The organism is Piscinibacter sp. (assembly GCF_047600445.1).
In the GTDB taxonomy this organism is placed as follows: domain Bacteria; phylum Pseudomonadota; class Gammaproteobacteria; order Burkholderiales; family Burkholderiaceae_C; genus Piscinibacter.
This window is the reverse complement of record NZ_JASGKT010000002.1, coordinates 146,520-169,680: the sequence shown is the minus strand read 5'-3', so window position 1 is coordinate 169,680 and position 23,161 is coordinate 146,520. Positions and strand designations below refer to the sequence as shown.

The window sequence follows — 23,161 nt, the reverse complement described above, 5'->3', positions numbered from 1 at the left end:
AAAGCGGCGAACCGGTGTAGGGGAGTCGCCAAGTTGGTTAAGGCATCGGATTTTGATTCCGACATGCGAGGGTTCGAGTCCTTCCTCCCCTGCCAGATCTCCTGACGGATCGAGTGGATCCGTCCCGGCGCGCAACGAGCCCGGCAAAGCCTGACGGAGCGATCGTGCTGTTCAACACCGTGCTGTTCACCGGCAACGCCAACCCGGCGCTGGCCCAGGAAATCGCTTCGCACCTCGGCATCGAGCTGGGCCGCGCCAAGGTCGGCCGCTTCTCTGACGGCGAAGTCGACATCGAGATCGAGCAGAACGTGCGCGCCCGCGACATCTTCGTCGTGCAGTCCACCTGCGCGCCGACCAACGAGAACCTGATGGAGCTGTGCATCATGGTCGACGCGCTCAAGCGCGCCTCGGCCCGGCGCGTCACGGCCGTCATCCCCTACTTCGGCTACGCGCGCCAGGACCGCCGCCCGCGCTCGACCCGCGTGCCGATCAGCGCCAAGGTCGTCGCCAACCTGCTCGAGGCCGTCGGCGTCGAGCGGCTGCTGACCATGGACCTGCACGCCGACCAGATCCAGGGCTTCTTCGACATCCCGGTCGACAACATCTACGCCTCGCCGGTGCTGCTGGCCGACCTGCAGAGCAAGCGCTACGCCGACCTCGTGGTGGTGTCGCCCGACGTCGGCGGCGTGGTGCGCGCGCGCGCGCTGGCCAAGCAGCTCGGCTGCGACCTGGCCATCATCGACAAGCGCCGCCCCAAGGCCAACGTCTCCGAGGTGATGCACGTCATCGGCGAGATCGAGGGCCGCAACTGCGTGATCATGGACGACATGATCGACACCGCCGGCACGCTGGTGAAGGCCGCCGAGGTGCTCAAGGAGCGCGGCGCCAAGAGCGTCTACGCCTACTGCACGCACGCGGTGTTCTCCGGTCCGGCGATCGAGCGCATCAAGGCCTCGGCGCTCGACGAGGTCGTCATCACCAACACCATCCCGCTCAGCGAAGCCGGCCGGGCCTGCGCCAAGGTGCGCCAGCTCTCGGTCGCCTTCCTGTTCGCCGAAACGATCCGCCGCATCTCCGACGGCGAATCGGTCACTTCCCTGTTCGCGGAGCAAAACGCGAACTTCTAAGCCGAGGAGCCTGGTCGCGGGCCCTCACCTGTTCATCCCACTGGAGTCACCATGAAATTCGTCGCCTACGAGCGCAAGTTGCAGGGCACCGGAGCGAGCCGCCGCCTGCGCAATGCGGACAAGGTGCCCGGCATCGTCTACGGTGCCGGCGCGCCCGCCATGATCGAGCTCGATCACAACGCCCTGTTCTTCGCGCTGAAGAAGGAAGCCTTCCACTCCTCGCTGCTCGAGATGGAACTCGACGGCAAGAGCCAGCAGGTGCTGCTGCGCGACTACCAGATGCACGCCTTCAAGCCGCGGGTGCTGCACATCGACTTCCAGCGCGTCGACAAGACCACCAAGGTGACGAAGAAGGTGCCGCTGCACTTCGTCAACGAGGAGAACTCGCCGGCCGTCAAGACCGACAAGTGCCTGGTCAACCACGTGGTCACCGAGCTGCTGATCCAGTGCCTGGCCTCGCAACTGCCCGAGTACCTGACGGTCGACCTCTCCAACCTGTCCAAGGGCCAGTCGCTGCACGTCAGCGACCTGAAGCTGGCCGACGGCATCAAGGTCGTCACGCACGGCAAGAAGGATCCGGTGATCGTCTCGGTGTCGACCCAGACCGCCGAGGAAGAAGCCGCCGCGCCGGCCGCCGTGGCCCCCGCGCCCGCGCCGGCCAAGGGCAAGAAGGACGAGAAGCAGAACAAGAAGTGAGCGGTGCGGCGGCGGCGCCGGCGCCGCCACCCCTGTTCCGGAGCCCCGCCGCGGCGGGGCTTTTTCATGCCTGATCGCGATCGATAATCCGCCGCATGATCCGATTGATCGTCGGCCTGGGCAACCCGGGCCCCGAATACGAGGCGACGCGGCACAACGCCGGCTTCTGGTTCGTCGACGCGGTGGCGCGCGCGCTGAAGGTGACGCTCGTGCCCGAGCGCGGCTACTTCGGCCTGGCGGTGCGCGCCGGCACGGCGCACGGCCCGGTGTGGCTGCTCGAGCCGATGACCTACATGAACCTGTCGGGCAAGTCGGTCGCGGCGCTGGCGCGCTTCTTCAAGATCGCGCCGCAGGAGATCCTGGTCGCGCACGACGAGCTCGACCTGCCGCCCGGCCAGGTGAAGATGAAGCTCGGCGGCAGCCACGCCGGGCACAACGGCCTGAAGGACATCCACGCCCAGCTCGGCAGCGCCGACTACTGGCGGCTGCGCCTGGGCATCGGCCACCCGGGCGTGAAGGCCGAGGTGGTGAACTACGTGCTGAAGAAGCCCTCGGCGGAACACCGCGAGGCGATCGACAAGTGCATCGAGCAGTCGCTCACGGCACTCGACCTACTGCTGGCCGGCGAGATGGAGCGCGCGACGATGAAGATCCACGCCAAGCCGCCGCGGCCCAAGCCGCCCAAACCCACTCCAGCGCAGGCCGCGCCGGACGGGGACAAGCAGCCCTGAGCGCCCGCCGCGCGTCTCAGCGCGGCGCCGGCTGCGCCGCCTGCGCCTGCAGCCGCCGGTACTTCTGCCACAGCGTCTCCCGGCTCTCGACCTGGGCCGGGTCGACCGGGATGCAGCTCACCGGGCAGACCTGCACGCACTGCGGCTCGTCGAAGTGGCCGACGCACTCGGTGCAGCGGTTCGGGTCGATGCGGTAGATCTCCGGCCCCATCGAGATCGCCTGGTTCGGGCACTCGGGCTCGCAGACGTCGCAGTTGATGCAGTCGTCGGTGATCAGCAGGGCCATGGCACGCGGCGGGTGTTCAGCTTTCGGCGGACTTCACGCGCTCGCGCAGCCGCTCGAGCACCGAGGGTGACACGAACTTGGAGACATCACCGCCCAGAGTGGCAATCTCGCGCACGAAGGTGCCGGAGACGAACTGGAACTGGTCGCTGGGGGTCAGGAACAGCGTCTCGACATCGGGCATCAACTGGCGGTTCATGCCGGCCATCTGGAACTCGTACTCGAAGTCGCTGACCGCGCGCAGCCCGCGCACCACCACCTTGCCGCCGTGGCCGACGACGAAGTCGCGCAGCAGCCCGCGGAAGGCCATCACCTCGACGTTCGGGTACTTGGCGGCCAGCTCGGTGGCGATCTCCAGCCGCTCGGCGATGGTGAACATCGTGCGCTTGTGGTGGCCGACCGCGACCGCGAGGATCAGGCGCTCGAACAGCCCGCTGGCGCGGCGCATCAGGTCTTCATGGCCGAGCGTCATCGGGTCGAAGGTTCCCGGGTAGACGGCGGTGAGTCGGGTCACGGATGTCAAGCTGTGCTCCTGCGCCCGCTGCGGGCGAGCGCAGTGTAGCCGCGCGCGCCGCCTATCATCTCGCGGGTTCAGGAAGATGCCGAAGGAGAAAACGCCCGATGAAATCCCGCGCCGCCGTGGCCTTCAAGGCCGGAGAACCGCTGCAGATCGTCGAGATCGACGTTGCCCCGCCGAAGAAGGGCGAGGTGCTGGTGAAGATCACCCACACCGGCGTGTGCCACACCGACGCCTTCACGCTCTCGGGCGACGACCCCGAGGGCATCTTCCCCGCCGTGCTGGGCCACGAGGGCGCGGGCATCGTGGTCGAGGTGGGCGAAGGCGTCACCAGCGTGCGGCCCGGCGACCACGTGATCCCGCTGTACACCGCCGAGTGCGGCGAGTGCCTGTTCTGCAAGAGCGGCAAGACCAACCTGTGCGTGGCCGTGCGCGCCACCCAGGGCAAGGGCGTGATGCCCGACGGCACGACGCGCTTCTCGTACCAGGGCCAGCCGGTGTACCACTACATGGGCTGCTCCACCTTCAGCGAGTACACCGTGGTGGCCGAGGTGTCGCTGGCCAAGGTCGACCCCGAGGCCAACCCCGAGCAGGTGTGCCTGCTCGGCTGCGGCGTGACCACCGGCCTGGGCGCGGTGAAGAACACCGCCAAGGTGCAGGAGGGCGACAGCGTGGCCGTGTTCGGCCTGGGCGGCATCGGCCTGGCGGTGATCCAGGGCGCCAAGCTGGCCAAGGCCGGCCGCATCATCGCCATCGACACCAACCCGGGCAAGTTCGATCTGGCCCGCACCTTCGGCGCCACCGACTGCGTGAACCCCAAGGACCACGACAAGCCCATCCAGCAGGTGATCGTCGAGATGACCGGCTGGGGCGTGGACCATTCCTTCGAGTGCATCGGCAACGTCAACGTGATGCGCGCCGCGCTGGAGTGCGCGCACCGCGGCTGGGGCCAGAGCGTGATCATCGGCGTGGCCGGCGCGGGGCAGGAGATCAGCACGCGGCCGTTCCAGCTCGTCACCGGCCGCCGCTGGCTGGGCACGGCCTTCGGCGGCGTCAAGGGCCGCTCGCAACTGCCGGGCATGGTCGAGGACGCGATGGCCGGCCGCATCCAGCTCGCCCCCTTCGTCACGCACACCATGCCGCTGACCGGCATCAACGAGGCCTTCGACCTGATGCACGAAGGCAAGTCGATCCGCTCCGTGGTGCACTACTGACTACTGAGCTGAGACATGGAACGCATCGAACAGCACGCCAGCTTCGGCGGCCGGCAGGAGGTGTGGAAACACGCCAGCGCGTCGCTCGGCGGCGAGACGAGGTTCGGCATCTACCTGCCCGAAGCCGCGCTGCGCGGCGAGAAGCGCCCGGTGCTGTACTGGCTCTCGGGCCTGACCTGCAGCGAGCAGAACTTCATCACCAAGGCCGGCGCGCAGGAACATGCGGCGCGGCACGGCCTGATCGTCGTCGCGCCCGACACCAGCCCGCGCGGCGCGGCGGTGGCCGACGATCCGGCCTACGACCTGGGCCAGGGCGCGGGCTTCTACCTCAACGCCACGCAGGCGCCCTGGGCGGCCCACTACCGCATGCACGACTACGTGGCCGATGAACTGCCGGCGCTGGTCGAGCGGCATTTCCCGGCCAGCGGGCAGCGCGGCATCAGCGGCCACTCCATGGGCGGCCACGGCGCGCTGGTGACGGCGCTGCGGCGCCCGGGCCGCTACCGCAGCGTGTCGGCCTTCTCGCCGATCGTCGCGCCGACGCAGGTGCCCTGGGGGCAGAAAGCCTTCGCCGCCTACCTCGGCGAAGACCGGGAGGCATGGAAGGCCTGGGACGCGGTCGCGCTGGTCGAGACGGCGCGCGAGCGCCTGCCGCTGCTGGTCGACCAGGGCGAGGCCGACGAATTCCTGTCCGGCCAGTTGAGGCCCGAACTGCTCGAAGCCGCCTGCCGCGCCGCCGGCCATCCGTTGACGCTGCGCCGGCAGCCGGGCTACGACCACAGCTACTACTTCGTCGCGAGCTTCCTGGCGGATCACTTCGCCCACCACGCCGCGGCGCTGGCGGCGCCGTGACGGGCCGCTAGGGCGTCGCCTCGCGGCGCAGCAGGTGCGCGTGCACCTGTCCGGCGCGCAGGTGGCGATGCGGCACGAGGCCGAGCGGCGCCAGCGGCTCGGCCGCGAAGGCGCGGTCGGCTTCGAGGTAGACGTAGCCCCCGCCCACGGCCAGCCGCGCGGCGGCGGCCAGCGCCGGCTCGAACAGTTGCGCGGCGAAGGGCGGGTCGATGAACACCAGCTCGAAGCGCTGCGGCGCGCAGGCCGCCATCCAGGCCAGCGCGTCGGCGCATTCGACGCGCAGCGCGCCCGCCTTCAGCCGCTCGCGCGACTGGTTCAGGCTCGCCGCGAGCGCGCGCTCGCGCTCCAGCAGGATCACCTCGGCGGCACCGCGCGAGGCGGCCTCGAAGCCCAGCGCGCCCGAGCCGGCGAAGGCATCGAGCACGCGCCAACCGTCGAGGTCGTGGCCCAGCCAGTTGAACAGCGTCTCGCGGACACGATCGGGTGTGGGTCGCAGGCCGGGTCGATCGGCCACCGGCAGCTTGGAGCGTTTCCACTGCCCGCCGATGATGCGCACTTCGCGCGGCGGCAACGCGGCTTTCATGTCGGCCCGGCGCTCGGCCCGCGCGGATTCACATCCGCACCGGAATGCCGTCGCGCGCCAGCAGCGCCTTGGCCTGGCCGACGGTGAACTCGCCGTAGTGGAAGATGCTCGCCGCCAGCACCGCGTCGGCGCCGCCGATGCGGATGCCTTCCGAGAGGTGTTCGAGCGCGCCGACGCCGCCCGAGGCGATCACCGGCACGTCCACCGCGTCGCTCACCGCGCGCGTCAGTTCGAGGTCGAAGCCGATCTTGGTGCCGTCGCGGTCCATGCTGGTCAGCAGGATCTCGCCGGCGCCGTGGCCGGCCATGCGCCGGGCCCACGCCACCGCGTCGAGGCCCACGTTCTTGCGTCCGCCGTGCGTGTAGACGTCCCAGCCCGGGCCGCGCGCGGCCAGGTCCTCGCCGTGGCGCCGCTTCGCGTCGATCGCCACCACGATGCACTGCGCGCCGTAGCGGGCCGAGGCCGCCTCGACCACCTGCGGGTTCGCCACCGCCGCCGAGTTGAAGCTGACCTTGTCGGCGCCGGCGTTGAGCAGGCGCCGCACGTCGTCGACCGTGCGCACGCCGCCGCCCACGGTCAGCGGGATGAACACCTGCGAGGCCACCGCCTCGATGATGTGCAGGATCAGGTCGCGCCCGTCGCTGGTGGCGGTGATGTCGAGGAAGGTCAGCTCGTCGGCGCCCTGCTCGTTGTAGCGCGCCGCGATCTCGACCGGATCGCCGGCGTCGCGCAGCTCGACGAAGTTGACGCCCTTGACGACCCGGCCTCCGGTGACGTCGAGGCAGGGGATGATGCGTTTGGCCAGCAAGGGGTCAGCCCTCGCCGTTGAGCTGGTCGGCGCGCGCCTGCGCGGCGGCGAAATCGAGGTCGCCGGTGTAGATCGCGCGGCCGCAGATCACGCCCTCGATGCCTTCGTCTTCCACCGCGCAGAGCTTGTCGATGTCGGCCATGTTCGACAGCCCGCCCGAGGCGATCACCGGAATGGTCAGCGCTCGCGCGAGCTTGACGGTGGCCTCGATGTTGATGCCGCTGAGCATGCCGTCGCGGCCGATGTCGGTGTAGATCACGCCTTCGACGCCGTAGTCCTGGAACTTCTGCGCCAGGTCGACCACCTCGTGGCCGGTGAGCTTGCTCCAGCCGTCGGTGGCGACCTTGCCGTCCTTGGCGTCGAGCCCGACGATGATGTGGCCGCCGAAGGCCGAGCAGGCGTCGTGCAGGAAGCCGGGGTTCTTCACCGCGGCGGTGCCGATGATGATGAAGCTCAGGCCGTCGTCGAGGTAGCGCTCGACGGTGTCGAGGTCGCGGATGCCGCCGCCGAGCTGCACCGGGATCTCGTCGCCGACTTCCGCCAGGATGGCCTTGATCGCGCCCTCGTTGACCGGCTTGCCGGCGAAGGCGCCGTTCAGGTCGACGAGGTGCAGCCGCCGCGCCCCCGCGTCGACCCAGCGCCGCGCCATCGCGGCCGGGTCTTCGCCGAAGGTGGTGGAGTCGTTCATGTCGCCCTGCTTGAGGCGGACACATCGACCGTCTTTCAGGTCAATCGCGGGGATCAGCAGCATGGCCGATGGGCGTGGTGGGGAAGTGGGGCACCCGAGGAGGTGTGCAGGGGAAAGCCGTCAGGGATTCCAGTGCAGGAAGTTTCGGTACAGCGCGAGGCCTTGCTCGGCGCTCTTCTCGGGGTGGAACTGGGTGGCGAAAATATTATCCCGGCCCACCGCGCAGGTAAAGCGTCCGCCGTAATCCGTCTCGCCGACGCTGTGCCGCAGCTCGGCGGGGCGCGCGTGGAAGCTGTGCACGAAGTAGAACCACGCGCCGTCGGGCACGCCGGCCCACACCGGGTGCGGACGCGACTGCAGCACCTGGTTCCAGCCCATCTGCGGCACCTTGTAGCGGCTGCCGTCGGGCTGCAGGCGCCCTTCGAGGCGGAAGCGCAGCACCTCGCCGGGGATCAGGGCCAAGCCGTCGGTCGGCCCTTCCTCGCTGCGCTCGAGCAGCATCTGCATGCCCACGCACACGCCCATCATCGGCTTGCGCGCGGCGGCGTCGAGCACGGCTTCGCGCAGGCCGGAGTCGCGCAGCTCGCGCATGCAGTCGGGCATCGCGCCCTGGCCGGGCAGCACGATGCGCTCGGCGGCGAACACTTGCTCGGGCCGGGAGGTGACGATCACCTCGAAACCGCTGCCGCCGGCCGCGTGCATCACCGCCTGCGACACCGAGCGCAGGTTGCCCATGCCGTAGTCGACGACGGCGACGGTCTTGCCCATCTCAGAGGCTGCCCTTGGTGGAGGGGATCACGCCCGCCGAGCGCGCATCGAGTGTCAGCGCCATGCGCAGCGCGCGGCCGAAGGCCTTGAACACCGTCTCGGCCTGGTGGTGGGCGTTGTCGCCCTTCAGGTTGTCGATGTGCAGCGTCACCAGCGCGTGGTTGGCGAAGCCCTGGAAGAACTCGTAGGTGAGCTGGGTGTCGAAGCCGCCCACCATGCCGGCCTTGAAGGGCACGTCCATGTGCAGCCCGGGGCGGCCGGAGAAATCGACCACCACGCGCGACAGCGCCTCGTCCAGCGGCACGTAGGCGTGGCCGTAGCGCGTCAGGCCCTTCTTGTCGCCCACCGCCTGCGCCACCGCCATGCCCAGCGTGATGCCCACGTCCTCCACGGTGTGGTGGCCGTCGATGTGCAGGTCGCCCTTGGCGGTGATGTCGAGGTCGATCAACCCGTGGCGGGCGATCTGGTCGAGCATGTGGTCGAAGAAGCCGATGCCGGTGGCGAGCTTCGCCTCGCCCGTGCCATCGAGGTCGAGCGCGACGCGGATCTGCGTCTCCTTGGTGTTGCGGGTGACGTCGGCGGTTCTCTGGCTCATCACAGGCTCGCTTTCAGCGCGTCGATCATCAGGGTGTTCTCTTCCGGCGTGCCCACCGTCAGGCGCAGGCAGTTGGCCAGCAGCGGGTGCAGGCCGGCGATGTTCTTGACCAGCACGCCGCGTGCCTTCATGCCCTCGAAGGCGCGCTTCGAATCCGGCACGCGCACCAGGATCATGTTCGCTTCGCTCGGGAACGGCTTCACGCCGGGCATCGCGGCCAGCGCCTTCTGCAAGCGTGCGCGCTCCTCGCAAAGAATGGCCGCCTGGCGCGCGAACTCGCCGGCGTGTGCTATCGCGAACAGCGTCGCCTCGGCGTTGAGCACGCCGATGTTGTAGGGCGGGCGCACCTTGTCGACCTCGGCGACCAGCGCCGCCGCGCCGGCCATGTAGCCCAGGCGCACGCCGGCCAGGCCGAACTTCGACAGCGTGCGCAGCACCAGCACGTGCTCGTGCCGGCCCATGCGCTGCATCCACGTCCTGGACGCAAACGGCTGGTAGGCCTCGTCGAACACCACCAGGCCGTTCTGCCGGCCCACGGCGGCGACGATGCGCTCGATCACCGCGTCGTCGAACAGGTTCGCGGTCGGGTTGTTCGGATAGGCGATGTAGGTGATGGCCGGGCGATGCCCTTCGATCGCCGCGAGCATGGCGGCTTCGTCCAGCTCGAACTCGGCCGTCAGCGGCACGCCGACGAAGTTCAGGCCCTGCAGCTTCGCCGACATCTCGTACATCACGAAGCCGGGCAGCGGCGCGAGGATGGTCGCGCCGGGCACGTCGCAGGCCAGCGCGAGCAGGCCGATCAGCTCGTCCGAGCCGTTGCCCAGCATCAGTTGGCAGCCGGGCGGCGGCTTGACGTGGTCGGTCAGGGCCGCGATCACGTCGGCCACGCACTGCGTCGGGTAGCGGTTGATCGCGACGCGGCCGAGCCGCTCGCCGAGTTCGCGTTGCAGCGGCTCGGGCAGGCGAAACGGGTTTTCCATCGCGTCGAGCTTGACCAGCCCGGCGCTGGGCTGGATCGCGTAGGCATGCATCGACTGCACGTCCTGGCGGATCACGCGACGCATGCGTTCTTCGAGGTTCATCACTTCCGGTCCTTCAATCGCATCTCGGCCGCGCGCGCGTGCGCCTGCAAGCCCTCGCCGTAGGCCAGCTCGGCGGCGATGGGCCCCAGCACCTGCGCGCCGCCCTCGCTCACTTCGATCAGGCTGCTGCGCTTCTGGAAGTCGTAAACACCCAGCGGCGAGCTGAAGCGCGCGGTGCCCGAGGTCGGCAGCACGTGGTTCGGGCCGGCGCAGTAGTCGCCCAGGCTCTCGCTGGTGAAGGCGCCGAGGAAGATCGCGCCGGCGTGCCGGAGCAGCGGCTCCCAGCGCGCCGGCTCGCGGCTGGAGACTTCCAGGTGCTCGGGCGCGATGCGGTTGCTGATCGCGCAGGCCTCGTCCATCGAGCGCGTGTGGATCAGCGCGCCGCGGCCTTCCAGCGAGGCGCGGATCACCTCGCGGCGCGGCATCTGCGGCAGCAGGCGGTCGATCGCGGCTTTCACTTCGGCGATGTAGTTCGCATCCGGGCACAGCAGGATGCTCTGCGCCAGCTCGTCGTGCTCGGCCTGGCTGAACAAATCCATCGCCACCCAGTCGGGCGGCGTGCTGCCGTCGGCCAGCACCAGGATCTCGCTCGGCCCGGCGATCATGTCGATGCCGACCTTGCCGAACACGCGCCGCTTGGCGCTGGCCACGTAGGCGTTGCCCGGGCCGGTGATCTTGTCGACGGCGGGGATGGTCGCCGTACCGTGGGCCAGCGCGCCGACCGCCTGCGCGCCGCCGATCGTGAAGGCGCGGCTGACGCCGGCCACGGCGGCGGCGGCCAGCACCAGCGGGTTGCGCTCGCCTTTCGGTGTCGGCACCACCATGATGATCTCACCGACGCCGGCCACCTGCGCCGGCAGCGCGTTCATCAGCACGCTGGACGGATAGGCCGCCTTGCCGCCGGGCACGTAGATGCCCACGCGGTCCAGCGGCGTGACCTTCTGGCCCAGCAGCGTGCCGTCGGCGTCGCGGTAGCTCCAGCTCCGGCCGCAGGCCTCGAGCTGGCGCTGGTGGTAGCTGCGCACACGCTGCGCGGCGGCCTGCAAGGCGTGGCGCTGCGCCGGCGTGATCTGTTCCAGCGCGGCATGCAGCTCGGCCTGCGTGATCTCCAGCTCGGCCATCGAGCCGGCGGCGAGGTCGTCGAAGCGCTGCGTGTATTCGAGCACCGCCGCGTCGCCACGCTTTTCCACGTCGGCGAGGATGGCGGCCACGCGCTCTTCGATCGCCGCATCGGTCTCGGCCGACCAGTGCAGCACACGCGCGAATTCGGCCTCGAAATCGGCGCTCGCGGTGGCGAGCCGGCGGATCGCGACCGCGCTCATGCCGATGCCCCCACCGCGCGCTCGAAAGCGTTGATGATGCCGCGGATCGCCTCGCGCTTGAGCTTGAGCGCCGCCTGGTTGACCACCAGCCGCGACGAGATCTGCATGATCTGCTCCACCTCGACCAGCTTGTTCGCCTTCAGCGTGCTGCCGGTGGAGACCAGGTCGACGATCGCGTCGGCCAGCCCGGTCAGCGGCGCCAGCTCCATCGAGCCGTAGAGCTTGATCAGGTCGACGTGCACGCCCTTGTCGGCGAAGTGGTCGCGCGCGATCCGCGTGTACTTGGTCGCCACGCGGATGCGCGAACCCTGCTTGACCGCGCCGGCGTAGTCGAAGTCGGTGCGCACCGCGACGCTCATGCGGCAGCGGGCGATCTTCAGGTCGAGCGGCTGGTACAGGCCCTGGCCGCCGTGTTCGAGCAGCGTGTCGCGCCCGACCACGCCGAGGTCGGCGCCGCCGTGCTGCACGTAGGTGGGCACGTCGGTGGCGCGCACCAGCACGATGCGCACCTCGGGGCGGCTGGTGCCGATGATGAGCTTGCGGCTCTTCTCCGGGTCTTCGGCCACTTCGATGCCGGCCGCCTTCAGCAGCGGCAGGGTCTCGTCGAAGATGCGGCCTTTCGAGAGGGCGAGGGTGATGCTGGTCATGGCAGCGCCCGCACGGCCGCCCGAAGGGCGCTGCGCGCCCCCTCGGGGGGTCGCGAACGAAGTGAGCTAGGGGGCTTCATTTGACTCTCTCGATGTCGGCGCCGATGCCGCGCAGTTTGGCTTCCATGCGGTCGTAGCCGCGGTCGAGGTGGTAGATGCGGTCCACCACCGTCTCGCCGCTGGCCACCAGGCCGGCGATCACCAGGCTGGCCGAGGCGCGCAGGTCGGTGGCCATCACGGTCGCGCCGGACAGCGTCTCCACGCCCTGCACCACCGCGGTGTGGCCGTCGACGACGATGTGCGCGCCCAGGCGCACCAGCTCGTTGACGTGCATGAAGCGGTTCTCGAAGATCGTCTCGGTGACGGTGCTGGCGCCGTCGGCGATGCAGTTCAGCGCCATGAACTGCGCCTGCATGTCGGTCGGGAAGGCCGGGTACTCGCTGGTGCGGAAGCCGACCGCCTTCGGCCGGCCGCTGCGCTGCACGCGGATCCAGCCCTCGCCGGCTTCCACCGTCACGCCGGCCTCGCGCAGCTTGTCGATCACCGCGTCGAGGTGATCGGCGCGCGCGCCGCGCAGCACCACGTCGCCGCCGGCCGCCGCCACCGCGCACAGGAAGGTGCCGGCCTCGATGCGGTCGGGCACGATGCGGTGCGTGGCGCCGTGCAGCTTGTCGACGCCTTGAATGCGGATGCGGCTGCTGCCGTGGCCTTCGATCTTCGCGCCCATCGCGATCAGCAACTCGGCGAGGTCGGGGATCTCGGGCTCCTGCGCGGCGTTCTCCAGCACCGTCTCGCCCTCGGCCAGCGTGGCGGCCATCAGCAGGTTCTCGGTGCCGGTGACGGTCACCATGTCGGTGCTGATGCGCGCGCCCTTGAGCCGCTTCGCCCGGGCCAGGATGTAGCCGTGCTCGACGCGGATGTCCGCGCCCATGGCCTGCAGGCCCTTGATGTGCTGGTCGACCGGCCGCGAGCCGATCGCGCAGCCGCCGGGCAGCGACACCGTCGCCTCACCGAAGCGCGCCAGCAGCGGCCCGAGCACGAGGATGGACGCGCGCATGGTCTTCACGAGGTCGTAGGGCGCCTCGGGCGAGCTGACCGCGCTGGCGTCGAGCGCGACGAGGTCGGGCTGCGCCTCGGAACGCTGCGCCTTCGCGCCCATGTTGCGCAGCAGCTCGAGCGTGGTGCTCACGTCACGCAGGCTGGGCACGTTGGCGAGCGTCACCGGCTCGGCCGTCAGCAGCGTGGCGCACAGCTCGGGCAGCGCGGCGTTCTTGGCGCCCGAGATGGCGACCTCGCCTGCCAGCCGGCGGCCGCCGCGGATGAGGAGTTTGTCCATGGTGTCGAGTGGCTGGCGCCGCACGACCCACCCGGCTCCCGAGACCCGCGCTGGGCGCAGGCCCGAGCGCCGCAGCAGGCACTGCGGCGGGGTTCAGTGGTGGTGGGTGGTGGCCGAGGCGGCTTGCGAAGCCCACTCGGCGGGGGTCAGCGTCTTCATCGACAGGGCGTGGATCTGCTCGCGCATTCTATCGCCCAGGGCCTGGAAGACCCGCTGGTGGCGCTTGACGCGGCTGGCGCCCTCGAACTCGGCCGAGACGATGGTGGCGAAGAAGTGCCGCCCGTCGCCTTCGACCTCGAGATGCTCGCAGGCCAGCCCCTGCGCGATGAAGCGCTGCACGTCGGCGGGGGTGGGTTCGGCCATGGGCGGGATTCTAGTCCGGCGCCGGGCCGCCCCAAGCCGGACGGCGCCCCTTGGGGGCAGGAGCGAAGCGACTGGGGGGCCTCGTCAGTGGCGCAGCTTGTAGCCGGTGCGCAGCAGGTGCAGCGCCAGCGCGGCGACGCCGACGAAGCTGGTGCCGACGATGGCCAGGCTGGTCCACGGCGACACGTCGCTGACCCCGAAGAAGCCGCGCCGGAAGCCGTCGATCATGTAGAAGAACGGGTTCAGGTGGCTCACCGCCTGCCAGAAGCCGGGCAGCGAGTGCACCGAATAGAACACGCCGGAGAGGAAGGTCATCGGCATGATGATGAAGTTCTGGAAACCGGCCATCTGGTCGAACTTCTCCGCCCACAGCCCGGCGATCAGGCCCAGCGTGCCGAGCATGGCCGCGCCGAGCACCGCGAACACCACGATCCACGCCGGCTCGGCGGCGTGCAGCGGCGCGAACCACACGGTGACCAGCAGCACGCCGGCGCCCACCGCCAGCGCGCGCACCATCGAGGCGCCGACGTAGGCCGCGAACCAGGCCCAGTGCGACAGCGGCGTCACCAGCAGGAACACGAGGTTGCCGGTGATCTTGCTCTGGATCAGCGAGCTGCTGCTGTTGGCGAAGGCGTTCTGCAGCACGCTCATCATCACCAGCCCGGGGATCAGGAAGCTGGTGTAGCCGATGCGGTCGTAGACCTTGACGTGGTCTTCCAGCACGTGGCCGAAGATCAGCAGGTACAGCACCGCGGTGAGCACCGGCGCGGCGATGGTCTGGAAAGAAACCTTCCAGAAGCGCAGCACCTCCTTGTAGAGCAGCGTGCGGGCGCCCGACAGCGCGTTGCTCATGCCGGCACCCTCGCCGGCTCGCCCTGCATGATCTCCAGGAACACGTCCTCCAGGTCGGCGCGGCCGATCTCCAGGTCTTCCGGCCGGCAGCCGGCGGCGCGCAGCGTGGCGAGGATGGTCTCCACCTCGGCCGCGTCGTGCGCCTTGACCTGCACGATGCGCCCGGTGACACGCGAGCGCGCCGCCAGCGAGGCCGGCAGCGCCTGGTCCGTCTTGAAGCGCAGCATGGTGCTGGCGGTGCCGGCCAGCAGCGCCGAGGTGCGGTCCAGCGCCACGATGCGCCCCTGCTTCAGCATCGCGATGCGCTGGCACAGCGCCTCGGCTTCCTCGAGGTAGTGGGTGGTCAGCAGCACGGTGTGGCCGTCGCGGTTCAGCCGCGCGACGAACTGCCACAGCGTCTGGCGCAGCTCGACGTCGACGCCGGCGGTCGGCTCGTCGAGCACGATCACCGGCGGGCGGTGCACCAGCGCCTGCGCCACCAGCACGCGGCGCTTCATGCCGCCGCTGAGCTGGCGCATGTTGGCGTCGGCCTTGTCGGCCAGGCCGAGGTTTTCGAGCAGCTCGTCGATCCACGCGGCGTTGTTCTTCACGCCGAAGTAGCCGCTCTGGATGCGCAGCGCCTCGCGCACGCTGAAGAAGGGGTCGAACACCAGCTCCTGCGGCACGATGCCGAGGCTGCGGCGCGCGGCGGCGTAGTCGGCCACCACGTCGTGGCCCATCACCGCCACGCGCCCGGCGCTGGCGCGCGCCAGGCCGGCGAGGATGCTGATCAGCGTGGTCTTGCCTGCGCCGTTCGGCCCGAGCAGGCCGAAGAACTCGCCCGGCTGGATGTCGAAACCGACATCGCTCAAGGCGCGCAACTCGCCGTGCGCGCCGCGGTAGGTCTTGGAGACGTTCTGGAAGGAGACGGCGGCGGGCATCGGCGCGCGATTGTAGGCAGACGCTCGCCGGCGTGCAGGCGGCGCCCGCGATTAGGGCCGACGCTCGTGCGGGCGACGCGGCTTCGGTGCTAGATTCCCCCGGCATCCCACAAGAGCCGCCCATGGCCAGCAGCCCCAAGAAACCGCGCCGCACGGCCGAACGCATCCTGGAGGTCACCCTCGAGCTGTTCAACCGCTTCGGCGAGCCGAACGTCTCGACCACGCTGATCTCCGCCGAGCTGAACATCAGCCCCGGCAACCTGTACTACCACTACCCGGCCAAGGACGAGCTGATCAACAGCCTGTTCGACCGCTACGAGCGCGCGCTGCGCGAGCTGCTGCAGGCCTCCGACCAGGTCAACAACGTCGAGGACGCCTGGCTGCTGTTCCACATGCTGTTCGAGCTGATCTGGCAGTACCGCTTCCTGTACCGCGACCTGAACGACCTGCTGTCGAAGAACCGCCGGCTGGAGACGCACTTCCAGTTCGTGCTGCGCGACAAGAACCAGGCGATCCAGAACGTGATGGCCGGGCTGACGCGCGGCGGCGCGATGAGCATCGCCACGCGCGACATGGCGCCGGTGGCCACCTCGATGGCCGTGCTGCTGACCTACTGGCTGAGCTACGAGTACGTGCGCGACCCGCGCCGCGCGCTGGAGCCCGAAAGCGCCGGCGCGGCGCTGCTGCGCGGCGCCTTCCACGTGCTCGGCCTGCTGATGCCCTACCTCGAAGCCTCGCAGCGCGACCACCTGCACGCGCTCGCCGGTTCCTACGAAAAACGCTGATTCAACGAAGGAGACAGACATCATGGCCAAGTGGACCGCCTTTCCGCACGACAACTCGGCGTACGTCTACGACGCCGCGGCGCTGAAGAAGAAGTGGGCGCGGCTGCACGCCGGCGACGCCGAACCGCTACCGAAGGACGACAAGGTGCTGGCCGCCTGGGCGCTGTTCCACGCCGGCGAGTTCCAGAAGGCCCACGAGGCCGGGCTGAAGGCCGGCGCGGCCGGCGTCACGGTGGCCAACAAGGCCCAGGCGATCTACGCCAACTACCTGGAAAAGAGCGAGAAGACCAAGCTGGCGATGTTCATGGAAGTCGCCCAGCGCGCCGAGGCGCAGCAGGCCGAGGATCCGAAGAACGCGAACGCCTGGTACTGGCAGGCCTACGCGCTGGGCCGCTACAGCCAGGGCATCAGCGTCGCCAAGGCGCTGGCGCAGGGCCTGGGCAGCAAGGTCAAGGCGGCGCTGGAGACGGCCATCAAGCTGCAGCCGCGCCACGCCGACGCGCACATCGCGCTGGGCGCCTTCCACGCCGAGGTGATCGACAAGGTCGGCGCGCTGCTCGGCCGCACCCAGGGCGCCAGCAAGGACCAGGGCCTGCTGATGTACAAGACCGCGCTCAAGCTCAACCCGGCCTCGGCGATCGCGATGGTGGAGTACGCCAACGGCCTGGTGATGCTCGAAGGCGACAAGAAGATGAAGGAGGCCGAGAAGCTCTACGCCGACGCGGCCGCCTGCGAGGCCGCCGACGCGATGGAGCGGCTCGACGTCGAGATGGCGAAGGCCGAGCTGGAGGACTGAGCGCCCGGCGCGCGCCCGCTGGATAGAATTTCCGGGTTCTTCCGCCGGGAGCACGCCAGCCCATGTCGAACCCCACCGCTTCGCCGCTGCCGCGCACGCTGGCCCTGGTCGACGACGACGCCGAGTACCGCGACTACCTGGCCGCGCACCTGCGCGGCCTCGACATCGAGGTGCAGCCCTTCGCCGACAGCAACGAGCTGCTGGCCCACGCCTCGCCGTTCTCGTTCAACTTCTACATCCTCGACCTGATGCTGCCCGGCGTGGACGGCGTCGAGCTGATCCGCATCCTGCGCCGGCGCACGCAGGCCGGGCTGCTGGTGGTGTCGGGGCGACTCGCGCCGGACGTGTTCTCGTCGGTGGTCGACGCCGGCGCCGACATGCACCTGGCCAAGCCGGTGAGCTTCGACCAGGTGGTGGTGGCGGTGCGCGCGGTGCACCGCCGCGTCACCTCGTACAGCAGCTCGGGCGAGTGGCTGCTCGACCGCCCGGCCGGCCAGTTGATCGCGCCGGACGGCGTGCGCATCGACCTGTCCGACCTCGATCTCGCCGTGATGCAGCGTTTCGTGCAGGCCGAGGGCCAGCCGGTGACGCGCGAAGCGCTGTGCCAGCACCTCGGCCGCCCGGTCGGCGACGAGCCCGACAACACGCTCAGCGCGATCATCTACCGGCTGCGCCGGCGCATCGAACGCGCCACCGCCAGCCCGGTGCCCCTGCAGGCGCTGTCGCGCGTGGGCTACGTGTTCCGCGGGCCGCTGCGCGGCGCGTAGTCAGCGCCCCTGCGGCAGCCAGAGGCGGAACACCGCGCCATGCGGCGCCTGCGGCCGCAGCGGCCGCACGTCGACGCTGCCGCCGTGCAGCTCCATCACGCGGCGCACCACATGCAGCCCGATGCCGTGGCCGGGCAGGCCGTGCGCGCCGCGCGCGCCGCGCTCGAACAGGCGCGGCATCAGCTCGGCGGCGATGCCCGGGCCCTCGTCGGCCACCTCGAACACCAGCGCCAGCGGCTCGTCGCTGTCGACCACGCGCAGCAGCACCGGCGCATCGGGCGCCGAGTAGGCCAGCGCGTTGCCGAGCACGTTGCGCAGCGCCAGGCGCATCAGCGCGATGTCCATGCTGGCGGTGCGCGTCGGCGAAACGCGCTCGACGCGCACGCGCGAGCGCCGCGAGGCATCGAGGTCGCCCAGGCTCAGCTCGATCAGCGCGCCGACGTCGGCGTCGCGCGGGTCCAGCGGCCGCGCGCTGGCCAGCAGCGCGCTGGCCGCCAGCGTGTTGTCCAGGCTGCCGACGATCTGCCGGATCACCGCCTGCGCGCGCGCGATGCGCTCGGCCGCGCCGCCTTCCGCCGGCAGCGCCGACAGCGCGCTCTGCAACGCCGCCGAGGCGTTGTTCAGCGGCTGGCGCACCTCGTGCGCCAGCAGGCGCAGGAACTCCTCGCGCTGCTCGAGCAGCTCGCGCAGCGAGCGCGCCTGCGCCTCCGCGCCGGCGCGCAGGCCCTGCTCGCGCGCCAGCGCGGCGCGCCACTGCCCGGTGCGCTCGGCCACCAGCGTCTCGAGGTGGTCGCGATAGCGCTTCAGCTCGCGCGCCTGCGCACGCCGCTCGGTGACGTCGCGCGAGGAGCAGAACAGCAGCTCCTCGCCCTCGATGCGCACGCCCAGGCAGACCACCTCGACGTCGAACACGCTGCCATCCTTGCGGCGGTGCCGGCCGCCGAAGCGCACCGCCGTGCCGACCTCGAAGCTGCGCATGCGGCGCGCCATCTCGTCGGGCTCCATGTCGGCCACCCACAGGCTCATGTGGCGCCCGGCCAGCTCGTCGCGCGTGTAGCCCGTCATCGCGGCGAACGAATCGCTCATCTCGACGAGGCGGCCCTCGCGGTCGAGCACGTGCATGCCGTCGCCGGCGGCGCGCAGCAGCGCGCGGTGCCGCTCGCCCTCGCGGATCAGCGAGCGCGCGCTGCGCGCCTCGCCGGCCCAGGCCCGGTGCAGCAGCAGCGAGGAGGCCGCCAGCACCAGCAGCGCGAGCGCCGCCAGCAGCGCCACCTGGCGCGTCTGCGCGCGCCAGGGGCCGAGGAAGTCGTCGGTGGCCAGGCCCGCCAGCACGATCATCGGCGTGGCGCCGACGCGCCGGTAGGCGTTGATGCGCTCGACACCGTCGATCGCGGTGCGCGCGATGAAGGTGCCGGCGTCGGGCTGTTCGGCCAGCGCGCGCTGCAGTTCGGCCGAGACGCTGCGCGAGCCCACCGGCGGCGCCTCCGGCGCGCCGGCCGCGCTGCGCCGCGCCACCAGCGCGAGATCGCCGCCGCGCACGGTGATCGCGCCGGCGCGGCCCAGGTCGACGCCGTCGAGCAGCGGCGCGAAGCGCGCCACGTCGACGTTGGCCCAAATCATGCCGGCGAAGCCGCCGCGCGCGTCGCGCAGCGGCCGCGCCACCGCCACCACCCAGTGCTGCCCGATGCGCGTTTGCATCGGGCCGGACACCAGCGACCCGGGCGCGCCGCCGTCGCGCGCCAGCGCGAAGTCCTCGCGGTCGGCCACGCTGGTGCGCGGCGCCTCGGCGACGCCGCGGCCGTGGCGCACCGTGCCCTGGGCGTCGGCGATGCGGATGCTCTGGAGCTGCGGCAGTAGCTCGAGCTGCCGCGCCAGTTGCGCCTCGATGCGCGCCGCGTCGGGCGCGCCGGCGGCGGCCTCGGCCTCGAAACCCAGCGCGGCGTTGCGCAGGCCGATGTCGACGCGGTCCAGCTCGGTGCCCAGGCCCTGCGCCAGCGCGGCGGCGATGTTCTCGGTGGCGATACGCGCGCGCTCCATCGCCGCGTCGCGGCTGCCGTGCTGCGACAGCCCGACCAGCGCCGCCACCAGCGCCAGCACCAGCAGGTTGAACCACAGCAGGCGCCGGTCGAGGCCGGCGCGCGCGCTCGTCAGCTCCAAGGCAGCATCAGCGTGAGCAGCAGCAGCTTCTCGAACTCGGGCTCGAAGCGGTCGATGATCTTCTGCGGCTGCGGACACAGCAGGCCGTCGGTGATCAGGCCGAACTGCACGCCGCCGGCGTAGGTGAGGATGGACACGCCGACGCCGATGTCGCCCGAGGCCGGCACCCAGAACATCTGCTGGCGGATCGTCGAGCCGCACAACTGCAGCGGCTTGGCCGGGCCGGGCACGTTGGTCATCACCGCGGTGGACTTGCGCGCGAACACGCCCAGCAGCGCGTCCTGCGCCGGCTTGATCAGCAGGCCCGCCACCGCCAGCACCGCGAAGGCCAGCAACGGCTGGTAGCTGCCCTTCAGCGCGGCCATGCGCCGGCGCACGGCGTAGACGCGCTCGATCGGGTTCTCGATGCCGATCGGCAGCACCAGCGGCGCGAGGCCGAAGCGGTTGCCGAGCTTCCAGGCTTCTTCCAGCGGGCGCAGGTTGACCGGCACCATCGCGCGGATGTCCTTGCCGGCCGGGTCTTCGCCGCTGTCGCGCAGGTAGGCGCCGATCGCGCCGGCCACGCAGGCGAGCAGCACGTCGTTGATCGAGCAGCCCAGGCCCTTGCCGATGGTCTTGACGCGGTCGAGCGGCATCGGCTCGCTCCACGCCACGACCTTCCTGCCGACCGGCTTGCCCTTCAGCGCGGTGGGCGAGTCGTCGGGCATCAGCAGCAGCGCCGCGGCGTCGTTGACCGCCTGGTAGCCGACGCGCGCCGCGTCCAGCGAGCCCAGCAGCGGCTGCTGCGGGTGCGCCAGCATCTCCATCGACTTGGCGATGCCGCTGCCGTACATGCCGATCGCCTTGACGGTCAGGTCGGTCAGCGGCTTGAGCACGGCGTCGGAGAGCCAGTCGTCCTCGTGCGCCTCGTCGGGCTTCTCGCGCGCGCGGCGCTGCGGCGGCGCGCTGCCGCCGTCGGTGATCGACATCACCACCGAGATCAGCGCGATGCCGTCGGCGATGCAGTGGTGCAGCCGCGCGATCATCGCGCTGCCGCCCTCGTAGTGCTCGACCAGGTGGTACTGCCACAGCGGGCGGCGCGGGTCGAGCGGCTGCGTGGCCAGCTCGCCGACGCGCTCCTGCAGCGCGTCGCGCATCGACTGCCCGGGGCGCGGCTCCAGCACCTCGCGCACGACGTGGTGCTCGATGTCGAAATGCTCGTCCTCGACCCAGTTGGCGCCTATCGCGTCCTGCACCACGCGCTGGCGGAAGCGGTCGTACTTGAGCAGCTTGTCCTCGATGCGGCGGCACAGGTCGGCGTGCGTGATGCCCGGCTGCAGCATCCAGACGCCGACGATCAGCATCAGGTTGACGTCGTTGTCCATGCGCAGCCACGCGGTGTCAACGCGCGACATGCGCTCGACGGCTAGCGGCATCGGGGCCTCCTGTGGGAATGTCGTTCGAATCGGGCCGCCAAGATGCTGGGTAACATCGCTAGCGTCAATGCCGATTTTCACCCACAGGAGACGCTCTCATGGCCGACCTCAAGAAGACGTTCGAGCAGGCGGTGGCCGACTCGAAGAACCTGCCCGAGAAACCCGACAACGCCACGCTCTTGAAGATCTACTCGCTCTACAAGCAGGCCACCGCCGGCGACGTGGACAGCAAGCGCCCCGGCTTCACCGACATGGTCGGCCGCGCCAAGTGGGACGCCTGGAACGAGCTGAAGGGCAAGGGCGCGGACGAGGCGATGCAGGAGTACATCGACCTGATCGAGTCGCTCAAGGACTGACGCGCGGGCTGGCAAGAGACCGTCCGGGGCGCCCGCGCCGCGAGCGCCCCGGACGGTCCTTTGCCGCACCCCACCGCTACTTCTTCTTCCCCACCGCCTTCTTCGCCGCCGGCTTGCTCTTGGTCGCCAGCAGCCCATCGAGTTCCTTCTCGATCTCGCCCTCGATGGTCTTGCTGAAGGCGCCGAGCAGGAAGCCGAGCTTGGCGTCGAGGTCGAAGTGGTCGGCCGCCACGACCAGGCGGCCGTTCACGCCGGCGCGCGTGAACTGCACGGTGTCGCTGGTCTTGCCCTCCAGCACCGTGCACTCCATGTCGAACTTCTTGCGCACCTTGGCGGCCCAGGCCTGGGCGACCTCGCGCGCCTTCTTCAGGCCGAGGGCGTGCGTGCGGTGGATGCGGATGTCGGGCATGGGTCAATCTCCTTTTGCGGAAAGCGCGGCGCGGCGTTCGGGCTTGGGCAGCGCGGCCAGGCGTTTCACCTCGGCGTAGAAACGATCGAAGTCCCGGCCGCCGCGCTCGAACAGGCGCTCGAAATCGGGCACCAGCGCGTTGTACGCCGCCAGCACGCCGAAGGATGCATTGTTGGCGCGCGCGAACCAGCCGTCGTAGCCGGCGAAGCCGCCCCAGCGCTCGCGCTTGAGCGTTTCGTACTCGGCGCGCAGCCGGGCCGTCAGCTCGGCCTTGCGCGCGCGCTTGTCGTCGTCGCTCGCGCCGGAGCGGTACAGCGCGTCGAAGCGCGCGCGCCAGCCCATCGTGAAGGCGCGGAAGTCCTGCCGGCGCGCGTCGAGCGCGGCGTACTCGGCGCGCGCCGCCTCGGAGGCCTGCGTGCGCAGCCAGCGCTGGCTGCCGATGCGCTCCACCGCCGTCGCGAAGGACTCGTTGAATTCGGTGTCGTCGGCGGCGTAGGCCACCTGGTGCGACAGCTCGTGGAAGATCAGCCGCGCCAGCTCGCCTTCCGGCCAGCGGATGAAGGTGCTCAGCAGCGGGTCGGCCATCCAGTCGCCGGGCAGGCGGCCGAGCGTGGAGTAGGCCGGCACGCCGTAGACGCTGACCTCGTAGCGCTGCTCGCGCAGCAGCGCGGCGTGGCGTTCGGCCGCGTCGCGCTCGAAGTAGCCGCGGTAGCCGGCGCAGCCCATGATGGGGTAGCACCAGGTCTTCAGTTGCAGGCTCAGCTCGGGCGCGGCCACCACGTTCCACACCGCCGCGCCGCGCTTCAGGTCGGCGTAGCGCCGGTAGCTGGCGTTGTCGGGCAGCTTCAGCTCGGCGATGGCGAAGTCGCGCATGCGCTGGCTGAGCGCGAGGCGCTCGCGCAGCGCGGCGTCGGTCGCCGCGTCGCCGAGCAGCTCGGGCACCGCTCGCGCGGCGCGCAGCATCGAGAGGTGGCCGTCGATGGCCTGCGCGTAGTAGCCGATCGAGCTGCAGCCGGTGCCCAGGCACAGCACGCCCGCCGCCAGCACGCCCACCCCGATCAGGCCCAGCCCCGCCATCCGCAGCAACCGCCG

At 70.5% G+C, this 23,161-nt stretch carries 27 protein-coding genes and 1 tRNA gene; 10 read left to right on the top strand and 18 right to left on the bottom strand.

Annotated features, from left to right (window positions below):
* Positions 1–18 precede the first annotated feature (18 nt).
* From QM792_RS04760 to pth, 4 genes are all read left to right on the top strand, one after another.
* A tRNA-Gln gene (locus tag QM792_RS04760) sits at positions 19–95 on the top strand.
* A gap of 69 nt (positions 96–164) precedes the next feature.
* Positions 165–1,127, top strand: a complete 963-nt coding sequence (locus QM792_RS04755; RefSeq protein WP_415148096.1) for a ribose-phosphate pyrophosphokinase — start codon at positions 165–167, stop codon at positions 1,125–1,127.
* Between the two features lie 51 nt (positions 1,128–1,178).
* On the top strand, positions 1,179–1,823 hold the full coding sequence (locus QM792_RS04750) for a 50S ribosomal protein L25/general stress protein Ctc (protein WP_415148094.1): 645 nt from the start codon (positions 1,179–1,181) through the stop codon (positions 1,821–1,823).
* A gap of 95 nt (positions 1,824–1,918) precedes the next feature.
* On the top strand, positions 1,919–2,554 hold the full coding sequence (gene pth, locus QM792_RS04745; RefSeq protein WP_415148092.1) for an aminoacyl-tRNA hydrolase: 636 nt from the start codon (positions 1,919–1,921) through the stop codon (positions 2,552–2,554).
* Between the two features lie 16 nt (positions 2,555–2,570).
* Here pth and QM792_RS04740 read toward each other — a convergent pair whose 3' ends face one another.
* The gene (locus QM792_RS04740; protein ID WP_415148091.1) at positions 2,571–2,840 is read right to left on the bottom strand and encodes a YfhL family 4Fe-4S dicluster ferredoxin; all 270 of its coding nucleotides are present in this window, start codon (positions 2,838–2,840) and stop codon (positions 2,571–2,573) included.
* Positions 2,841–2,856: 16 nt separating this feature from the next.
* Positions 2,857–3,360, bottom strand: coding sequence for a pantetheine-phosphate adenylyltransferase (gene coaD / locus QM792_RS04735; RefSeq protein ID WP_415148089.1), 504 nt, complete (start codon positions 3,358–3,360; stop codon positions 2,857–2,859).
* Between the two features lie 98 nt (positions 3,361–3,458).
* On the opposite strand from coaD, the gene QM792_RS04730 reads away from it, so the two are divergent.
* Positions 3,459–4,568, top strand: coding sequence for an S-(hydroxymethyl)glutathione dehydrogenase/class III alcohol dehydrogenase (locus QM792_RS04730; RefSeq protein WP_415148088.1), 1,110 nt, complete (start codon positions 3,459–3,461; stop codon positions 4,566–4,568).
* A gap of 15 nt (positions 4,569–4,583) precedes the next feature.
* Positions 4,584–5,420: an S-formylglutathione hydrolase gene (fghA, locus tag QM792_RS04725; RefSeq protein WP_415148086.1), complete on the top strand. Its 837-nt coding sequence runs from the start codon at positions 4,584–4,586 to the stop codon at positions 5,418–5,420.
* A gap of 7 nt (positions 5,421–5,427) precedes the next feature.
* Here fghA and rsmD read toward each other — a convergent pair whose 3' ends face one another.
* From rsmD to QM792_RS04665, 12 genes are all read right to left on the bottom strand, one after another.
* The gene (gene rsmD, locus QM792_RS04720) at positions 5,428–6,003 is read right to left on the bottom strand and encodes a 16S rRNA (guanine(966)-N(2))-methyltransferase RsmD (RefSeq protein WP_415148084.1); all 576 of its coding nucleotides are present in this window, start codon (positions 6,001–6,003) and stop codon (positions 5,428–5,430) included.
* Between the two features lie 28 nt (positions 6,004–6,031).
* Entirely contained in the window at positions 6,032–6,811 is a 780-nt protein-coding gene (gene hisF / locus QM792_RS04715; RefSeq protein WP_415148082.1) for an imidazole glycerol phosphate synthase subunit HisF, read from the bottom strand.
* 4 nt (positions 6,812–6,815) lie between these two features.
* A complete protein-coding gene (gene hisA / locus QM792_RS04710; protein WP_415148081.1) occupies positions 6,816–7,562 on the bottom strand; it encodes a 1-(5-phosphoribosyl)-5-[(5-phosphoribosylamino)methylideneamino]imidazole-4-carboxamide isomerase in 747 nt (248 codons plus the stop codon).
* Positions 7,563–7,619: 57 nt separating this feature from the next.
* Entirely contained in the window at positions 7,620–8,267 is a 648-nt protein-coding gene (gene hisH / locus QM792_RS04705; protein WP_415148079.1) for an imidazole glycerol phosphate synthase subunit HisH, read from the bottom strand.
* 1 nt (position 8,268) lies between these two features.
* Positions 8,269–8,862: an imidazoleglycerol-phosphate dehydratase HisB gene (gene hisB, locus QM792_RS04700; RefSeq protein WP_415148078.1), complete on the bottom strand. Its 594-nt coding sequence runs from the start codon at positions 8,860–8,862 to the stop codon at positions 8,269–8,271.
* Positions 8,862–9,944 carry a histidinol-phosphate transaminase gene (gene hisC, locus QM792_RS04695; RefSeq protein ID WP_415148076.1) on the bottom strand — a complete coding sequence of 361 codons (1,083 nt, stop codon included), beginning with the start codon at positions 9,942–9,944 and terminating at the stop codon, positions 8,862–8,864. Before hisC ends, hisB begins: the two co-directional genes overlap by 1 nt.
* Positions 9,944–11,266, bottom strand: a complete 1,323-nt coding sequence (gene hisD / locus QM792_RS04690) for a histidinol dehydrogenase (RefSeq protein WP_415148074.1) — start codon at positions 11,264–11,266, stop codon at positions 9,944–9,946. Before hisD ends, hisC begins: the two co-directional genes overlap by 1 nt.
* A complete protein-coding gene (hisG, locus tag QM792_RS04685; RefSeq protein ID WP_415148073.1) occupies positions 11,263–11,913 on the bottom strand; it encodes an ATP phosphoribosyltransferase in 651 nt (216 codons plus the stop codon). Before hisG ends, hisD begins: the two co-directional genes overlap by 4 nt.
* Positions 11,914–11,989: 76 nt before the next feature.
* Complete coding sequence (gene murA / locus QM792_RS04680) at positions 11,990–13,249, bottom strand: UDP-N-acetylglucosamine 1-carboxyvinyltransferase (protein WP_415148072.1); 1,260 nt, start codon at positions 13,247–13,249, stop codon at positions 11,990–11,992.
* Positions 13,250–13,342: 93 nt separating this feature from the next.
* Positions 13,343–13,612 (bottom strand): BolA family protein, encoded by a 270-nt coding sequence (locus QM792_RS04675; RefSeq protein WP_415148070.1) that lies wholly within the window; start codon positions 13,610–13,612, stop codon positions 13,343–13,345.
* 84 nt (positions 13,613–13,696) lie between these two features.
* On the bottom strand, positions 13,697–14,464 hold the full coding sequence (locus tag QM792_RS04670) for an ABC transporter permease (protein ID WP_415148068.1): 768 nt from the start codon (positions 14,462–14,464) through the stop codon (positions 13,697–13,699).
* The gene (locus QM792_RS04665) at positions 14,461–15,384 is read right to left on the bottom strand and encodes an ABC transporter ATP-binding protein (protein WP_415148067.1); all 924 of its coding nucleotides are present in this window, start codon (positions 15,382–15,384) and stop codon (positions 14,461–14,463) included. Before QM792_RS04665 ends, QM792_RS04670 begins: the two co-directional genes overlap by 4 nt.
* 122 nt (positions 15,385–15,506) lie before the next feature.
* On the opposite strand from QM792_RS04665, the gene QM792_RS04660 reads away from it, so the two are divergent.
* The 3 genes from QM792_RS04660 (at position 15,507) to QM792_RS04650 (ending at position 17,732) form a co-directional block, all read left to right on the top strand.
* A complete protein-coding gene (locus QM792_RS04660) occupies positions 15,507–16,169 on the top strand; it encodes a TetR/AcrR family transcriptional regulator (protein WP_415148065.1) in 663 nt (220 codons plus the stop codon).
* Positions 16,170–16,191: 22 nt separating this feature from the next.
* The gene (locus QM792_RS04655; RefSeq protein WP_415148063.1) at positions 16,192–16,965 is read left to right on the top strand and encodes a hypothetical protein; all 774 of its coding nucleotides are present in this window, start codon (positions 16,192–16,194) and stop codon (positions 16,963–16,965) included.
* 62 nt (positions 16,966–17,027) lie between these two features.
* Positions 17,028–17,732 (top strand): response regulator transcription factor, encoded by a 705-nt coding sequence (locus QM792_RS04650; RefSeq protein ID WP_415148062.1) that lies wholly within the window; start codon positions 17,028–17,030, stop codon positions 17,730–17,732.
* Here QM792_RS04650 and QM792_RS04645 read toward each other — a convergent pair whose 3' ends face one another.
* The gene (locus QM792_RS04645; RefSeq protein WP_415148061.1) at positions 17,733–19,889 is read right to left on the bottom strand and encodes a PAS domain S-box protein; all 2,157 of its coding nucleotides are present in this window, start codon (positions 19,887–19,889) and stop codon (positions 17,733–17,735) included. It lies immediately after the preceding gene.
* Positions 19,880–21,304, bottom strand: a complete 1,425-nt coding sequence (locus QM792_RS04640) for a wax ester/triacylglycerol synthase family O-acyltransferase (protein ID WP_415148059.1) — start codon at positions 21,302–21,304, stop codon at positions 19,880–19,882. The genes QM792_RS04645 and QM792_RS04640 overlap by 10 nt, the downstream gene beginning before the upstream one ends.
* Before the next feature lie 98 nt (positions 21,305–21,402).
* Here QM792_RS04640 and QM792_RS04635 point away from each other — a divergent pair, with 98 nt between their 5' ends.
* A complete protein-coding gene (locus tag QM792_RS04635) occupies positions 21,403–21,660 on the top strand; it encodes an acyl-CoA-binding protein (RefSeq protein WP_415148058.1) in 258 nt (85 codons plus the stop codon).
* Positions 21,661–21,736: 76 nt separating this feature from the next.
* Here QM792_RS04635 and QM792_RS04630 read toward each other — a convergent pair whose 3' ends face one another.
* Positions 21,737–22,069: a polyhydroxyalkanoic acid system family protein gene (locus QM792_RS04630; protein WP_415148056.1), complete on the bottom strand. Its 333-nt coding sequence runs from the start codon at positions 22,067–22,069 to the stop codon at positions 21,737–21,739.
* Positions 22,070–22,072: 3 nt separating this feature from the next.
* Positions 22,073–23,146, bottom strand: a complete 1,074-nt coding sequence (locus tag QM792_RS04625; protein ID WP_415151581.1) for an aminopeptidase — start codon at positions 23,144–23,146, stop codon at positions 22,073–22,075.
* Positions 23,147–23,161: the final 15 nt, after the last annotated feature.

Coding starts and splice junctions, on each gene's coding strand:
- hisH (WP_415148079.1), bottom strand. CDS start 8,267: ATGGGCAAGACCGTCGCCGTCGTCGACTACGGCATGGGCAACCTGCGC.
- murA (WP_415148072.1), bottom strand. CDS start 13,249: ATGGACAAACTCCTCATCCGCGGCGGCCGCCGGCTGGCAGGCGAGGTC.
- QM792_RS04650 (WP_415148062.1), top strand. CDS start 17,028: ATGTCGAACCCCACCGCTTCGCCGCTGCCGCGCACGCTGGCCCTGGTC.
- QM792_RS04640 (WP_415148059.1), bottom strand. CDS start 21,304: ATGCCGCTAGCCGTCGAGCGCATGTCGCGCGTTGACACCGCGTGGCTG.
- QM792_RS04665 (WP_415148067.1), bottom strand. CDS start 15,384: ATGCCCGCCGCCGTCTCCTTCCAGAACGTCTCCAAGACCTACCGCGGC.
- QM792_RS04630 (WP_415148056.1), bottom strand. CDS start 22,069: ATGCCCGACATCCGCATCCACCGCACGCACGCCCTCGGCCTGAAGAAG.
- hisG (WP_415148073.1), bottom strand. CDS start 11,913: ATGACCAGCATCACCCTCGCCCTCTCGAAAGGCCGCATCTTCGACGAG.
- QM792_RS04660 (WP_415148065.1), top strand. CDS start 15,507: ATGGCCAGCAGCCCCAAGAAACCGCGCCGCACGGCCGAACGCATCCTG.
- fghA (WP_415148086.1), top strand. CDS start 4,584: ATGGAACGCATCGAACAGCACGCCAGCTTCGGCGGCCGGCAGGAGGTG.
- QM792_RS04625 (WP_415151581.1), bottom strand. CDS start 23,146: ATGGCGGGGCTGGGCCTGATCGGGGTGGGCGTGCTGGCGGCGGGCGTG.
- hisD (WP_415148074.1), bottom strand. CDS start 11,266: ATGAGCGCGGTCGCGATCCGCCGGCTCGCCACCGCGAGCGCCGATTTC.
- QM792_RS04655 (WP_415148063.1), top strand. CDS start 16,192: ATGGCCAAGTGGACCGCCTTTCCGCACGACAACTCGGCGTACGTCTAC.
- QM792_RS04675 (WP_415148070.1), bottom strand. CDS start 13,612: ATGGCCGAACCCACCCCCGCCGACGTGCAGCGCTTCATCGCGCAGGGG.
- QM792_RS04750 (WP_415148094.1), top strand. CDS start 1,179: ATGAAATTCGTCGCCTACGAGCGCAAGTTGCAGGGCACCGGAGCGAGC.
- QM792_RS04730 (WP_415148088.1), top strand. CDS start 3,459: ATGAAATCCCGCGCCGCCGTGGCCTTCAAGGCCGGAGAACCGCTGCAG.
- rsmD (WP_415148084.1), bottom strand. CDS start 6,003: ATGAAAGCCGCGTTGCCGCCGCGCGAAGTGCGCATCATCGGCGGGCAG.
- hisC (WP_415148076.1), bottom strand. CDS start 9,944: ATGAACCTCGAAGAACGCATGCGTCGCGTGATCCGCCAGGACGTGCAG.
- QM792_RS04670 (WP_415148068.1), bottom strand. CDS start 14,464: ATGAGCAACGCGCTGTCGGGCGCCCGCACGCTGCTCTACAAGGAGGTG.
- hisB (WP_415148078.1), bottom strand. CDS start 8,862: ATGAGCCAGAGAACCGCCGACGTCACCCGCAACACCAAGGAGACGCAG.
- QM792_RS04740 (WP_415148091.1), bottom strand. CDS start 2,840: ATGGCCCTGCTGATCACCGACGACTGCATCAACTGCGACGTCTGCGAG.
- QM792_RS04635 (WP_415148058.1), top strand. CDS start 21,403: ATGGCCGACCTCAAGAAGACGTTCGAGCAGGCGGTGGCCGACTCGAAG.
- hisA (WP_415148081.1), bottom strand. CDS start 7,562: ATGCTGCTGATCCCCGCGATTGACCTGAAAGACGGTCGATGTGTCCGC.
- pth (WP_415148092.1), top strand. CDS start 1,919: ATGATCCGATTGATCGTCGGCCTGGGCAACCCGGGCCCCGAATACGAG.